Consider the following 14,187-nt stretch of genomic DNA (forward strand, 5'->3'; position numbering starts at 1 on the left):
GTGCGCGGCGGGCGCGGCCAGTAGGTTGGGGCGCATGAGCGATCCCGCCCTCGTGGACCTGATCCCGTCGTTGCCGAAGGTCCTGCTGCACGACCACCTCGACGGTGGTCTGCGACCGCAGACCGTGCTCGAGCTGGCCGACGCGGTGGGGCACGAGCTGCCCGCCGCCGACGCCGCCGCGCTGGGCGAGTGGTTCCAGCAGGCTGCGGACTCCGGTTCCCTCGTGCGCTACCTGGAGACGTTCGAGCACACCGTGGCCGTGATGCAGACCCCCGAGGCTCTCGCGCGCGTGGCGAAGGAGGCGGTGCTGGACCTGGCCGCCGACGGTGTGGTGTACGCGGAGCAGCGGTGGGCGCCGGAGCAGCACCTGCGGGCGGGCATGACCCTGCCGGACACGGTGGAGGCGGTGCAGGCCGGCATCGACGAGGGCGTCCGCGAGGCCGCCGCGGCGGGCCGGACGATCCGGGTGGGGCAGCTGCTGACCGCGATGCGGCACGCCGACCGCTGGATCGAGATCGGCGAGCTGGCGGTGGCCTACCGGGACGCCGGGGTGGTCGGGTTCGACCTGGCGGGCCCGGAGGACGGGTTCCCGCCGGACCGGCACGCGGAGGTGTGGCGGTTCCTGGCGGAGAACGACTTCCCGGTGACGATCCACGCGGGCGAGGCCGCCGGCGTGCCGTCGATCGCCCAGGCGGTCCACCGCGGCCAGGCGGACCGGATCGGGCACGGCGTGCGGATCGTGGACGACATCACGTTCGGCACCGACGCGGACGGCTCGCCCCTGGCGACGCTGGGCTCGCTCGCCCACTGGGTGCGCGACCACCAGATCCCGCTCGAGATCTGCCCGGTCTCGAACCTGCAGACCTCGGCGACGGCGGCCACGTCGGTCGCCGACCACCCGGTGACCCGGCTCAAGGAGCTGGACTTCGCGGTCACCCTCAACACCGACAACCGCCTGATGTCGCGCACGTCCATGACGCACGAGATGACCCGTCTGGTCACCGAGGCGGGCTGGACGATCGACGACCTGGCCGACGTGACCATCGCGGCGGCCTGGGGCGCGTTCGTCCACCACGACGAGCGGCGCGCGATCGTCGACGAGCTCGTCGTGCCCGGATACCAGAAGATCGAAGGAGCCCAGCTGTGAGCGCACCCGTCCCCACCACCCCCGAGGAGCTCGCGTCGTTCGTCGACCACACGCTGCTCAAGCCGGAGGCCACGGCCGACGACGTGACGGCGCTCGTGGAGGAGGGGGCCGCGCTCGGCGTCTTCTCGGTGTGCGTGTCGCCGACGTTCGTGGCGCACGCCCGCGAGGTGGCGGCTGGTCGCCTGAAGGTGGCCACGGTGTGCGGGTTCCCGTCGGGCAAGCACGTCTCGTCGGTGAAGGCGGCCGAGGCGGCGCAGTCGGTGGCCGACGGCGCGGACGAGGTGGACATGGTCATCGACGTGGGGGTGGCGCGCACCGGTGACTTCGACGCGGTGCAGGCGGACGTCGCCGCCGTGCGTGCGGCGGTGCCGGGCGACCGCCTGCTGAAGGTGATCATCGAGTCGGCGGCGCTGAGCGACGAGCAGATCGTGGGGGCCTGCCGCGCCGCGGAGGCCGCCGGGGCTGACTATGTCAAGACGTCGACGGGCTTCCACCCGGCCGGCGGGGCCTCGGTGCACGCGGTGGCGCTCATGGCCGACACGGTGGGCGGCCGCCTTGGCGTCAAGGCCTCGGGCGGGGTGCGCACGCTGCCGGACGCGCTGGCGGTCATCGAGGCGGGGGCGACCCGCCTGGGGCTCTCCGGCACGGCCGCGGTGCTGGCCGGGTTCGGCGACGGCGCGCAGGCAGCGGCCGCGGGCGACGGCGGCTACTGACGGACGCCGCGGCCGGGACGCCGGCGGACGGGAGCGCCCCGGTGCCGTGAGGGCGCCGGGGCGTTCCCGTCTGTCGCCGATCAGGTTAGGCTCGCCTCACCATGACTCAGGACGCCACGACCTCCGCCCCGCCCGCACGCACGCGGGTCCCGCACACGGTGACCGTCACGGCCACCCGCCGGCTGACCCCGCACATGGTCCGTGTCACCGTCGGAGGAGAGGCTCTGCGCGGCCTCGACGTGCCGCCGTTCACCGACCGCTACGTCAAGCTCGTCATGGCGGAGCCGCCGGTGGTCGACGGCGTGCCGCAGGGCCGCCCCCTGCTGCGCACGTACACGGTGCGCGCCGTCCGCGAGGCGGAGTGGGACCTCGACGTGCTGCTCCACGGTGACGAGGGGCTGGGTGGGCCGTGGGCCGCACGGGCCCGGCCGGGTGACCCGGTGACGTTCCTGGGCCCGGGCGGCGGCTACGCCCCGGACCCCGAGGCGCCCTGGCACCTGCTGGTGGGCGACGCCTCCGCCCTGCCGGCCATCGCGGCGTCGATCGAGGCGATGCCCGAGGACGCCGTCGTGCACGCGTTCGTCGAGGTCGACGACGAGGCGGAGAAGCAGGACCTGCCCGGCCCCGCGGCGACGCGCGTGACCTGGGTGGTCAAGGGGGGAGAGTCGCTCGAGGACGCCGTCGTGCGGGCGCACGCCGCCGGCACGCTGCCGTCCGGTGTGCCGCACGCCTTCATCCACGGCGAGGCCGGCTGCGTGCGGGTGCTGCGCCGCTGGGCGCGCGCGGAGCTGGGCGTGCCGCCGGAGCGGCTCTCGGCGTCCGGCTACTGGCGTCGTGGCGCGGATGACGAGCGCTGGCGGGCCGAGAAGGCGCAGTGGCGCGAGGCGGTCGAGCGGGACGACGCGGAGCTCGCGCACGCCTGAGCCAGCGCGGCCCGGCGCCGGTCCGGCCGCGCGAGGTGCTGCCGTCCCGCCACACCGACCCGGTCGTGCGAGACGGCGCCGGCCCGGCCCTGTCAGGGGCAGGGCCGGCGCCGTCTGCGTCAGGGACGAGGACGCGTCACAGCCCGAGGGCCGCGGCGACCTCCTGCTTGAGCGTGGCCAGCGCGTCCTGCGCGACCGCGCGCGTCTCGCCCACCTGCTCGAAGGTGGCGCCGGGGTCCACCGGGCGCACCACCTCGAGGTAGCACTTGACCTTGGGCTCGGTGCCGGACGGCCGCACGACGACGCGGGTGTCGTCGTCGGTCAGGAGCGCGACCCCGTCGGTGGGCGGCAGCTCGTCGGTGCCCTCGGAGAGGTCGATCACGGTGACCACGGGTGCGCCGGCGAGCGTGCGCGGCGGGGCCGAGCGCAGCCGGGCCATCGTCTCACCGATGCGCGACAGGTCCTCGAAGCGCACCGAGAGCTGGTCCGTGAGGAACAGGCCGTGCTCACGTGCGAGGTCGTCGAGCTGGTCGACGAGGGTGCGCCCCTGCGCCTTGAGCCGGTTCGCGAGCTGGGCCACGACGAGGGCGGCGGAGATGCCGTCCTTGTCGCGCACGCTCGCCGGGTCGACGCAGTAGCCGAGTGCCTCCTCGTAGCCGAACACCAGGCCGGGGGTGCGTGAGATCCACTTGAACCCCGTCAGCGTCGTGGCGTGCGCCAGGCCGTGCTTCGCGGCGACCGAGGCCAGCAGCCGGGAGGAGACGACGCTGTTGGCCAGCACAGGCGTCGCACCGGAGCCTGTCGCCCGCCCGCTGGTGGCGACCTCGTGGCCCAGCAGCGCGCCCACCTCGTCGCCGTGGAGCATGCGCCACCCCTGTGACCGGGAGGTCTCCGTGCCCTGGTAGGTGCCGGTGCGGCGGTCGCGGACGGCCACGGCGCAGCGGTCGGCGTCCGGGTCGTTCGCGATGACCAGGTCGGCGTCGACCTCCTGGGCCAGCGCCAGCGCCAGGTCGATCGCCCCCTTCTCCTCCGGGTTGGGGAAGGCGACGGTGCGGAAGTCAGGGTCGGGGTCGGCCTGCTCGGCAACCGGGACGACGTCGGTGAAACCGGCCTCGGCCAGCACGCGCGCCAGGGTGGGGCCGCCGACGCCGTGCAGCGACGTCGTGACGATCCGCAGGTCGCGTGCGGCGCCGTCGGACAGCGCGCCGACGGCGGCGACGTAGGCGTCGACGACGTCGTCGCCGAGCACCTGCCAGCCGGAGCCCGCGCGCTCCACGGCCGCGGCGGGGCCGACGGCGGCGATGCGCTCGGCGATCAGCGCGTCGTAGGGCGGCACGATCTGCGCGCCCTGGCCGGCGTCGGTGACGACGCGCCCGCCCAGGTACACCTTGTAGCCGTTGTCGGCCGCCGGGTTGTGGGACGCGGTGACCATGACGCCGGCGTCGGCCTCCAGGTGCCGCACCGCGAAGGCGAGCACCGGGGTGGGCAGCGGCCGGGGCAGCACGTGCACCTCGATGCCCTGCGCCGTCATCACGGCCGCGGTGTCGCGGGCGAAGTCGGCGGAGCGGTGCCGGGCGTCGTAGCCGACGACGACGCGAGGCGCGGGCCCCTCGGCGCCGACGGCGTCACGCAGGTACGTGCCCAGCCCGGCCGCCGCGGCCGTGACCACGGCCCGGTTCATGCGGTTCGGGCCTGCGGCCATCGCGCCGCGCAGGCCGGCGGTGCCGAACTGCAGCGTCCCGGCGAAGCGGTCGCGCAGCTCGGTGACGGCGGCCCGCGCCGCCTCACCCTCGGCCGTGACGCGCTCGACGAGCGCGCGCAGCTCCGCCCTGTCGTTCTCGTCGACGTCGTCGCGCTCCCAGGCGGCGGCCGCCTCGAGCAGGTCCTGCAGCCCGGCGCTGCCGGTGGCGCCGGGAGCGCCGTCGTTCACGTGCGCGGTCACGGTGGTCCTCCGGTCCCTCAGACGAGCTTGACGACGCGGGCGAGCAGGTCGCTGATGACGGGCCCGGCCTCGGCGCCCGCCTGCAGCACCTCCTCGTGGGACAGCGGCTCGGGGCTGATACCGGCCGCCAGGTTCGTCACGAGGGACATGCCCAGCACCTCCATGCCGCAGTGGCGGGCCGCGACGGCCTCCAGCGCGGTGGACATGCCCACCAGGTCCGCACCCATGACACCCGCCATGCGCACCTCGGCCGGCGTCTCGTAGTGCGGCCCCCGGAACTGGGCGTACACGCCCTCCGGCAGCGTCGGGTCCACCTGCTTGGCCAGCTCCCGCAGGCGCGGGGTGTAGAGGTCGGTGAGGTCCACGAACGTGGGCCCCTCGAGCGGGGAGGCCGCGGTGAGGCTGATGTGGTCCTTGATGAGCACGACCTGGCCGGGACGCCACGACACGTGCAGGCCGCCGCAGCCGTTGGTCAGCACCACGCTCGTGCAGCCGGCGGCGGCAGCGGTGCGCACCCCGTGGGCGACGCGGCGCACGCCCTTGCCCTCGTACAGGTGGGTGCGCGAGCCGAGGACCAGCACGTGGCGGGTCGAGCCGTCGGCCCGCTCCACGCGGATCGAGCGCGTGGTGGGCACGTGACCCGCCACGGCGGGCTTGGAGAAGCCCGGGATCTCGTCGGAGGGGATCTCCGCGACCACCTCGCCGAGGAGCTCGGCGGCCCCTCCCCAGCCGGAGCCCAGCACCAGGGCGATGTCGTGGCCGGGCACGCCCGTGGCCTCGGCGATGTGGTCCGCGGCGGCGCGGGCGACGTCGAACGGGTCCGTCGACGGGTCGTCGAGGTCGGGCACGGAAGGGGTCTGGCTTGCCATGGTGCCGACATTAGCCGACGGTGCTGGAACAATGGCGGCCGTGCGAAGCCATGCGACTGCTCACACCCCCGTGCCCGAGCCCGCCCCCGTCACCACCCCGGAGGACGCCGTGCGCGCCGTCCGCGAGGGCCAGCACGTCGTCGTGCTGGGCGGTGGCCCCGGCGGCTACGAGGCCGCTCTCGTGGCACGCAGGCTCGGCGCCCGCGTCACCGTCGTGGAGAAGCAGGGCCTCGGCGGGGCGGCCGTCCTGACGGACGTGGTGCCCTCCAAGACGCTCATCGCCACCGCCGAGTGGCTCACCATCGCCGAGCGGGCCCCCGACCTCGGGATCCGCTCGGGCGCCGGCCCCGCCCAGGTGGACCTCTCGGCGGTGAACACGCGCGTGCTGGCGCTCGCGGCAGCCCAGTCGGCCGACATCCGCGCCCGGCTGGAGCGCGAGGGCGTCGAGATCGTGACCGGCGCCGGCCGCCTGGAGAGCAAGTCGCGCGTGGTGGTGTCCCACGACGGGCGCGACGTGGCGCTCGACGAGGCCGACACGGTGCTCGTGGCCACGGGCGCCACGCCCCGCACGCTGCCCACGGCCGTGCCCGACGGCGAGCGCATCCTCACGTGGACCCAGCTCTACCAGCTCGACGCGCTGCCGGAGCGGCTGATCGTGGTGGGCTCGGGCGTCACGGGTGCCGAGTTCGCGGGCGCCTACCGTGCCCTGGGCTCCGAGGTGGTGCTGGTCTCCTCGCGCGACCGGGTGCTGCCGGGCGAGGACGAGGACGCCGCCGAGCTGCTGGAGGGCGTGTTCCGCTCCCGCGGCATGGAGGTCATGTCCCGCTCGCGCGCCGCCTCCGCCGAGCGCACGGCCGACGGGGTGGCAGTGACCCTGGCCGACGGCCGCGTGGTCGAGGGCTCGCACGTGCTCATCGCCGTCGGTGCGGTGCCCTCGACCTCCGGCCTCGGGCTGGAGGAGGTGGGCGTGGCCCTCACCCCGAGCGGCCACGTCGTCGTGGACAAGGTCTCGCGCACCACGGTGCGTGGCGTCTACGCGGCGGGCGACTGCACCGGGGTGCTGCCGCTCGCCTCCGTCGCGGCCCAGCAGGGTCGCATCGCCATGGCCCACGCTCTGGGCGACGCCGTCGAGCCGCTGCGTCTGGGCACCGTGGCCGCCAACATCTTCACCGCCCCCGAGATCGCCACCGTCGGCTACAGCGAGAAGCAGCTCCAGGAGCAGGGGCTGCGGTACGTGACCACCACGCTGCCGCTGGCGCGCAACCCGCGCGCCAAGATGCTGGGCATGCGCGACGGGTTCGTGAAGCTGTTCGCCCACCCGCAGGGCACCGTGCGCGGGGGCGTCGTCGTCGCGCCCCGCGCCAGCGAGCTGATCTTCCCGATCACCCTCGCCGTGGCGAACCGTCTCACGGTGCACGACGTCGCCAGCGCGTTCACCGTCTACCCGTCGCTGTCCGGGTCGATCGGCGAGGGCGCCCGGGTGCTGCACGGACAGGTCCGCGGCCAGGACGGCTAGGCCCACCGGGGCAGCCTCGGGTGTCCGGCGGGTGGTGGCCGGGCGGGTAGGTTCGGGGCATGCTCCTGCGACTCACCCCCGCCGAGGCCCTCGGCCTGGCCCGCCTGGCCGACGTCGACGTCCCGCCCGTGGTCACCTCCGTGGCGGCCGACGACGGCGTGGTGCGCGTCAGCGCCGACCTGCGCCGCCTGGACGACCTGCCGGGCCCGCTGCGGCTGGCTGCACGGCTGGCCCCGGTGGTGCGTGCCGAGCTGCGCGTCCTGTCCTTCGCCGCGGGCGTGGCCACGGTGGGGGTCGAGGTCAACGCCGCCGGCCTGCCCGCGCACAAGCTGCTGCGCCTGGCCGCCGAGCCCCTCGAGCGCGCCCTGGTCAGGCAGGGACTGCCCGCCGGGGCGGTGGACATCCGCAGCGACGCCACGGTGGCGGTCGACGTCGCGGCGCTGCTCGAGCAGAAGGCCCCCGGCCTCGACGTCACGCGCCTGGCGGTCGAGGGGCAGGAGGTCGTGGTCGAGGCGTCGGTGGGCTGAGGGCAGTCAGCCGTCCAGGAGAGCCAGGAGGGTTGGCAGCGCCTCGCGGAACGCCGGCATCAGAGGCAGCCCCGCGAGCTCGCCGACCCTCGCCCAGCGCACCTCGAGGCTCTCCGGGTCGGTGGCGGCGGGCACCACCTGCGCCCCCGGCGCGACCTCCGCCACCACCGTGGTGTACCGCCACACGCCGTGGTCGAGCACGTGGGTGCCGCGCACCGCCACGGCGGCCGGGTCGATGCCCGCCTCCTCGCGCGTCTCGCGCAGCGCACCCTGCTCGGCGCTCTCGCCCGCGTCCAGCGCGCCGCCCGGCACGCCCCACGTGCCGCCCTGGTCCGACCAGAGGGCCCGGTGCTGCAGCACCACGTCTGACACGGCCCCTGACCGGTCCCGGCGGGCCAGCAGCAGCCCGGCCGCCCCGAATCGGCCCCAGTGCCGGTGCGGCTCGCCGCCGTCCGCGGTGCCGAACGTGCACTCCACCCACCCGTCACCGCCGTGGCGGTGCAGCGCGTCACGAGACGGAAAAGGGTTGGGCACCTCGTCAGGCTAACGGTGAGGATGTCCCGGTGAGCGACACGACCACCGATGAGTTCCGCGACCCGGCGCGGTCTGCCCCCGACATGGACGAGAGCATGCCCGGCTGGAAGCGGAACGTCGCCGTCTTCCTCACCGGCCAGACGGTGTCGCTGCTGGGCTCGATGCTGGTGCAGTACGCCGTCATGTGGCACCTGACCATCCAGACGCAGTCCGGCACCGTGATGATGTGGTCGATCGTGTTCGGCATGCTGCCGCAGGCGTTCGTCTCCGTCTTCGGCGGGGTGTGGGCCGACCGGCACCACCGCAAGCTGCTCATCATCGGTGCCGACGCCGCGATCGCCACCGCCACCCTCGCCCTGGCGCTGCTGATGCTCTCCGGCGTCGACGACCTGTGGGTGATCTTCGCGGCCCTGGCCGTGCGCTCCACGTTCGCCGGCATCCAGACGCCGGCGGTCAGTGCGATGATCCCGCAGATCGTGCCGCAGTCCCAGCTCATCCGGATCAACGGGATCAACCAGTCGATCCAGTCCGGCATGATGCTGCTCGCCCCCGTGGTGGCGGCAGCCATCTACGCCAACCTCGACATCGTCGCGGTGTTCTTCGTCGACGTCGTCACCGCCGTGATCGGCATCGGCATGCTGCTCCTGGTCTCCGTGCCGCGGATCGTGCGCAAGGACACCGGGGCGGACGGCGCCCCCGTCTCCTACCTGGGCGACCTCGTGGCGGGCGTCCGCTACATCGGGCGGCACGGCCCCGTGCGCTGGCTGATGGTGCTGTTCGGCGTGACCATGGTGCTCGTCGGCGCGCCGTCCTACCTGACACCGCTGATGGTGACCCGCACCTTCGGCGACGAGGTCTGGAAGCTCACCGCGAACGAGATCTTCTGGGCCGTGGGCATGCTCGCCGGCGGTGTCGTGATGGCCGTGGTCGGTACCCGGGTCACCAACCGCGTCGCCCTGCTGGTCGGGGCGATCCTGGCCGCCGGGGTCCTGACCACCGGGTTGGGCCTGGCGACCAACATGTGGGTGTTCTTCGCCCTCGGCCTCCTGGTGGGTACTGCGTTCTCGTGCATGAACGCGCCGGCCGTGACCATCCTCCAGGAGACGGTCGAGCCCGAGATGCAGGGCCGGGTCTTCGGGTTCGTCGGCATCGTGATGACGGTCGCGATGCCCGCCAGCATGGTCGTCTTCGGGCCGCTCGCCGACCGGTACAGCGTGGAGTCGCTGCTGGTGGTGGCGGGGGCGCTGCTCGTGGCCTTCGTGGTGACGGTGCTCGCGCTGCCGGGTGCCCGGCGCTCGCTCGCGCAGGTGGCGGCTCCGGCGTCGGCTCCGGCGTCGTCGGCGGACGCCGAGGCCCCGGCCGCGAGAGCCTGACGGCGCCGCGCACGCTGACTGCGCCGCACACGACGGAGGGGGGCGCACGCCGCGGCGTGCGCCCCCCTCCGTCGTGGTCAGGTCAGACGATCTCGCAGATCGCCGCACCGGCGGTGACGCCGTCGCCCGGCGCGATGGCGAGCGACCGCACCGTGCCGGCACGGTGCGCGAGCAGCGGCTGCTCCATCTTCATCGCCTCGAGCACGACGACGAGGTCGCCCTCGGCCACCTCCGCGCCCTCCCCGACCGCCACCTTGACGATGGTGCCCTGCATGGGGGAGGCGAGCGTGGTGCCGTTCGCGGCACCGGCCCGCGCCGCGCCGCGGCGGGCGGGACGCCGTGCGGCCCCACGCGCGTTGGCGGTGCGGGCACGGCCGGCAGCGACGCCGAGGCCCGCGGGGAGCACCACCTCGAGGCGGCGTCCGCCCACCTCGACGACGACACGCTCGGACTGCGGCTGCAGCTCCTCGGCCTCCGGCTCGGGGACCGACGGCGTGGCCGGAGCCAGCGTGGTGAGCGTGTCCGCGAAGTCGGTCTCGATCCAGCGGGTGTGCACCCGGAACGGCTCGCCGTCCTTCGGCACGAAGTCCTCGGCCTCGAGCACCGCCCGGTGGAAGGGCACCACCGTGGGGATGCCCTGCACCTCGAGCTCGCGCAGGGCCCGTCGGGCGCGCTCCACCGCCTGGGCACGGGTGGCCCCGGTGACGATCAGCTTGGCGATCATCGAGTCGAACGCGCCGGAGACGGCGTCACCTTCGACCACGCCGGTGTCGACGCGCACGCCCGGGCCGGACGGCCAGCGCAGCGTGCTGATCTTGCCGGGCGCGGGGAGGAACCCGGCGGCGGGGTCCTCGCCGTTGATGCGGAACTCCAGGGAGTGGCCCCGCACCGTGGTCGAGTCGTAGCCCAGGGGCTCGCCCGCGGCGATGCGCAGCTGCTCGCGCACGAGGTCGATGCCGGTGACCTCCTCGCTCACGGGGTGCTCCACCTGGAGACGGGTGTTGACCTCGAGGAACGAGATGGTGCCGTCCTGGCCGACGAGGAACTCGCACGTCCCGGCACCGACGTAGCCCGCCTCGCGCAGGATGGCCTTGGAGGCACGGTCGAGCTCCGCCTCCTGCTCGGGGGTGAGGAACGGCGCGGGTGCCTCCTCGACGAGCTTCTGGTGGCGGCGCTGGAGGGAGCAGTCCCGCGTCGAGACCACGACGACGTTGCCGTGGGCGTCGGCCAGGCACTGCGTCTCCACGTGGCGGGGCCGGTCGAGGTAGCGCTCCACGAAGCACTCGCCCCGGCCGAACGCCGCGACGGCCTCACGCACGGCGGACTCGTACAGCTCGTCGATCTCGTCCGCGGTGCGCGCGACCTTGAGGCCGCGGCCGCCGCCGCCGAACGCCGCCTTGATGGCGATGGGAAGGCCGTGCTCCGCAGCGAACGCCCGCACCTCGGCGGCGTCCTGCACCGGGTCCGGCGTGCCCGCGACCAGGGGAGCGCCCGCCTTCTGTGCGATGTGCCGCGCGCTGACCTTGTCGCCGAGCGACTCGATCGCGGCCGGCGGCGGGCCGATCCACACCAGGCCCGCGTCGATGACGGCCTGGGCGAACTGCGCGTTCTCGGACAGGAACCCGTACCCCGGGTGGACCGCGTCGGCGCCCGAGCGGCGGGCGACGTCGAGCAGCTTGGCCGCGTCGAGGTAGGTCTCCTGCGCGCGGGCGCCGCCCAGGGCGAACGCCTCGTCGGCCAGGCGCACGTGGAGCGCCTCGCGGTCGGGGTCGGCGTAGACCGCGACGGACGCGAGCCCGGCGTCGGCGCACGCGCGCGCGACACGGACGGCGATCTCGCCGCGGTTGGCGATGAGGACCTTGGTGATGGGCACGGCTCACCGTAACGCCTGGCCGTGCGCGCTCCGGAGCCGCGCGGGGGCTCCCGTCAGAAGTCTGTACGCGGTGCCAAGCGCGGTCCGGGCGCTTTGGAGGGATCCGACATGGCGTCAGGGACGTGAGCGCTGCCGGGGGCCTCGCGGTTGGTGGAATCGTCCAGGACCTTCCGCGCCACGCCCCGGGCCGTGCCGTGGCGCAAGCCCGCCACCGCCCCTGCTCAGGTTCGGCTCTCAGGTGCCGATCTGCGTGGTATGAGCAGCAGGGATGCACGGCGCAGCACACGTCTGGAGCGAACCTGCCGGAGGCCGGCGGTGGCGAGCGGGCCCGTCATCGGGCGGCTCCTGGCGATCCTCTACGGGTCCAGCGCGATCATCGGGCTGGCCGCCAACGGCATCCACCTCGCGCAGTCGGGGGACGGCGACGTGTGGCGCCTGGCCGGGAACCTCCTCGTCCTGGCCCTCGCACCGCTGTTCCTGCGGATGCGGCGCGTGGTGCCGTGGGTGGTGAACGTGGCCACCACGGTGGGGGCCGGCCTGGTGACCCTGGCCGTGCTCCTGACCCAGAGCGGGCCCGGCGCGGCCTCGGTCGCCATCCTGTACCTGCTGGTCACGCTGCCCACCTTCTACCTGTATCCCCGCTCGGTAGCGTGGAGCCACAGCATCGCCGTCGGCGTCCTGGCGCTCGTGACCCTGTACGCGCACGGCTCGTTCGACGCGCCGTCGGTGGTGCGCGGCGTCGGTGTGGGAGTGGCGCTGGCCGTCGTCATCGGGTGGCTGGTGCGGGCCGGTGACCTGGCGGAGCGGGACTTCACCAGCGGCCTGACCAACCGGCGCGGGTTCGAGCGACGAGCCCAGGCGTTCCTGCAGGGGTACGACGGCAGCAGCCGCGCCGCGCTCGTCGTGATCGACCTGGACGGCCTGGACTCCGTCAACGAGCGGCGGGGGAGCGACTACGGCGACGACCTCATCCTGCGGCTCGGCCGGGCGTGGACCGCCGTGCTGCCCGACGGCGCCCTGCTCGCCCGCCACGGCGGCGACGAGTTCACCCTGATGGTGGACGACATCAGCCCGGAGGGGCTGGAGGCGATCCTCGCCAAGATGCGGGCCGCCACCCCCGAGCTGACCTTCACGGCCGGCGTGGCCTGGTGCGCGGCCGGGGAGACGCTGACCATGCTCATGCTGCGGGCCGACGGCGCGATCTTCCAGGCCAAGCGCCGCGGCTACGGGCAGACGGTCGCGGCGGTGGGGGCCAGCACCGTGCGCAGCGGCTCGGACATCCGTGACGCTCTGGCGCGCGGCGAGTTCGTGCTGCACTACCAGCCGGTCGTGGACCTGACGACGGGCACGGTGGACAAGGCGGAGGCCCTCGTGCGCTGGGTGCAGCCGGGGGGCCGCACCGTCCCGCCGGACGAGTTCATCCACCTGGCGGAGCAGACCGGCGCCATGCTCGAGCTCGGCGACTGGGTCGTGGCCACCGCCTGCCGCACCGCGGCGACCTGGCCCACCACGGTGGACGGGCGCCCCGTGGCAGTCAGCGTCAACGCCTCGGGCACCGAGCTGCAGGACCCCTCGTACGCCGGGCGGGTGCTGCGGCACGTCGCCGACGCCGGGCTGACGCCCGACCGCTTGATGATCGAGCTGGTGGAGAGCAACTACAGCCTGTCTTCGCGGTCGGTCCGGGAGAACCTCATGAGCCTCACCGACGCCGGGGTGCGCCTGGCGATCGACGACTTCGGCACCGGCTACTCGAGCCTGAGCCGGCTCGACCAGCTACGCGTGGACATCCTCAAGATCGACCGTTCGTTCGTGCGGGCCCTGACCGGGCCGGACCAGCCGATGCCGGTGGTCACGGCGATCCTGGCCATGGCCGACGCGCTGCGGATCGAGGTCGTGGCCGAGGGCATCGAGACGGCCGAGCAGGCCGACTGGCTGCGCAGCCGCGGGTGCACGCACGGGCAGGGGTACTTCTACTCCCGCCCCGTGCCGGAGCTGGGACCCGCCGAGCTCGCGCTCGTCGGGAGCTGAGCCCGCCGGGCCTGCCCGAGGACGCCGGGGCCCAGGCCGCGGCCTCAGTCCCGCAGGGTGTGGAACGGGATGTCGATCTCGGCGAGCAGCTCGCGCAGCAGCGGCAGCGAGAGGCCCACCACGCCGTGGTGGTCGCCCTCGATGCGCTCGACGTACGGGCCGCCGAGACCGTCGATCGTGAAGGCCCCGGCCACGTGCAGCGGTTCGCCCGTGGCGACGTAGGCGGTGATCTCCTCGTCGTCGACGTCGGCGAAGTGCACGGTGGTGGACGACGTCGCGCCCAGGGTGGCGCCGGTGCCACCCGCGTCGGCGTCGCGGACGTCGACCAGCCAGTGGCCGGTGTGGAGCACGCCGGAGCGGCCGCGCATGGCCTTCCAGCGGGCGACGGCCTCGTCGGCGTCGGCGGGCTTGCCCAGCACCTGGCTGCCGCCCTCGCCCTCGTCCGAGGGCAGCTCGAGCATGGAGTCGCAGCCGATCACGACGGCGTCGGAGACCTGCGCGCCGAGCATGTCGGCCACCGCCTCCTCGTCCTCCAGCCGCCGGGCGACGTCCTCCGCCTTGGCCTGCGCGAGCACCAGCACGGCGTCGGCAGGCTCCAGCCCCCCGAACCGCTCGCGGGCGGCGGCGAGCGTGGCCTCCTCGTCGACGCCGGAGACGACGACGGTGGGCTCCACGCCGGCAGAGCGCAGCGTGGTCAGGCGGGCGGGGGAGGCGGAGGCGAGGACGACGTGCGGCACGTGGC

The 14,187-nt window shown here is 74.5% G+C and carries 12 protein-coding genes; 7 read left to right on the forward strand and 5 right to left on the reverse strand.

The window, feature by feature from the left end; translation table 11 throughout:
* The first annotated feature begins 34 nt into the window (after positions 1–34).
* The 3 genes from DNL40_RS01610 to DNL40_RS01620 all read left to right on the forward strand — a co-directional run bounded on the left by DNL40_RS01610 (position 35) and on the right by DNL40_RS01620 (position 2,783).
* Complete coding sequence (locus DNL40_RS01610) at positions 35–1,147, forward strand: adenosine deaminase (protein WP_111249471.1); 1,113 nt, start codon at positions 35–37, stop codon at positions 1,145–1,147.
* Complete coding sequence (deoC, locus tag DNL40_RS01615; RefSeq protein ID WP_111249472.1) at positions 1,144–1,860, forward strand: deoxyribose-phosphate aldolase; 717 nt, start codon at positions 1,144–1,146, stop codon at positions 1,858–1,860. The genes DNL40_RS01610 and deoC overlap by 4 nt, the downstream gene beginning before the upstream one ends.
* Before the next feature lie 101 nt (positions 1,861–1,961).
* Positions 1,962–2,783 carry a siderophore-interacting protein gene (locus DNL40_RS01620; protein WP_111249473.1) on the forward strand — a complete coding sequence of 274 codons (822 nt, stop codon included), beginning with the start codon at positions 1,962–1,964 and terminating at the stop codon, positions 2,781–2,783.
* A 136-nt stretch (positions 2,784–2,919) separates the two neighbouring features.
* Here DNL40_RS01620 and DNL40_RS01625 read toward each other — a convergent pair whose 3' ends face one another.
* The gene (locus DNL40_RS01625; protein WP_111249474.1) at positions 2,920–4,725 is read right to left on the reverse strand and encodes a phospho-sugar mutase; all 1,806 of its coding nucleotides are present in this window, start codon (positions 4,723–4,725) and stop codon (positions 2,920–2,922) included.
* 17 nt (positions 4,726–4,742) lie between these two features.
* A complete protein-coding gene (locus DNL40_RS01630; RefSeq protein WP_111249475.1) occupies positions 4,743–5,594 on the reverse strand; it encodes a purine-nucleoside phosphorylase in 852 nt (283 codons plus the stop codon).
* Positions 5,595–5,703: 109 nt separating this feature from the next.
* On the opposite strand from DNL40_RS01630, the gene DNL40_RS01635 reads away from it, so the two are divergent.
* Both DNL40_RS01635 and DNL40_RS01640 read left to right on the forward strand, forming a co-directional pair.
* Positions 5,704–7,110 (forward strand): NAD(P)H-quinone dehydrogenase, encoded by a 1,407-nt coding sequence (locus DNL40_RS01635; protein WP_245885631.1) that lies wholly within the window; start codon positions 5,704–5,706, stop codon positions 7,108–7,110.
* Between the two features lie 59 nt (positions 7,111–7,169).
* Positions 7,170–7,637, forward strand: a complete 468-nt coding sequence (locus DNL40_RS01640; RefSeq protein ID WP_111249477.1) for a hypothetical protein — start codon at positions 7,170–7,172, stop codon at positions 7,635–7,637.
* Between the two features lie 6 nt (positions 7,638–7,643).
* Here DNL40_RS01640 and DNL40_RS01645 read toward each other — a convergent pair whose 3' ends face one another.
* Entirely contained in the window at positions 7,644–8,171 is a 528-nt protein-coding gene (locus DNL40_RS01645; protein ID WP_111249478.1) for an NUDIX domain-containing protein, read from the reverse strand.
* A 29-nt stretch (positions 8,172–8,200) separates the two neighbouring features.
* On the opposite strand from DNL40_RS01645, the gene DNL40_RS01650 reads away from it, so the two are divergent.
* Complete coding sequence (locus DNL40_RS01650) at positions 8,201–9,544, forward strand: MFS transporter (protein WP_245885569.1); 1,344 nt, start codon at positions 8,201–8,203, stop codon at positions 9,542–9,544.
* Positions 9,545–9,626: 82 nt separating this feature from the next.
* Here the strand turns inward: DNL40_RS01650 and DNL40_RS01655 are convergent, their stop codons facing one another.
* Entirely contained in the window at positions 9,627–11,417 is a 1,791-nt protein-coding gene (locus DNL40_RS01655) for an ATP-binding protein (RefSeq protein WP_179950885.1), read from the reverse strand.
* A gap of 315 nt (positions 11,418–11,732) precedes the next feature.
* Between DNL40_RS01655 and DNL40_RS01660 the strand changes: the two genes are divergently transcribed.
* A complete protein-coding gene (locus DNL40_RS01660; RefSeq protein WP_146251991.1) occupies positions 11,733–13,445 on the forward strand; it encodes a putative bifunctional diguanylate cyclase/phosphodiesterase in 1,713 nt (570 codons plus the stop codon).
* 44 nt (positions 13,446–13,489) lie between these two features.
* Here the strand turns inward: DNL40_RS01660 and DNL40_RS01665 are convergent, their stop codons facing one another.
* On the reverse strand, positions 13,490–14,182 hold the full coding sequence (locus DNL40_RS01665) for a Maf family protein (protein ID WP_111249480.1): 693 nt from the start codon (positions 14,180–14,182) through the stop codon (positions 13,490–13,492).
* Positions 14,183–14,187 lie beyond the last annotated feature (5 nt).

Origin of the sequence: Xylanimonas oleitrophica (assembly GCF_003244315.1) — a bacterium.
Taxonomy (GTDB): domain Bacteria; phylum Actinomycetota; class Actinomycetes; order Actinomycetales; family Cellulomonadaceae; genus Xylanimonas_A; species Xylanimonas_A oleitrophica.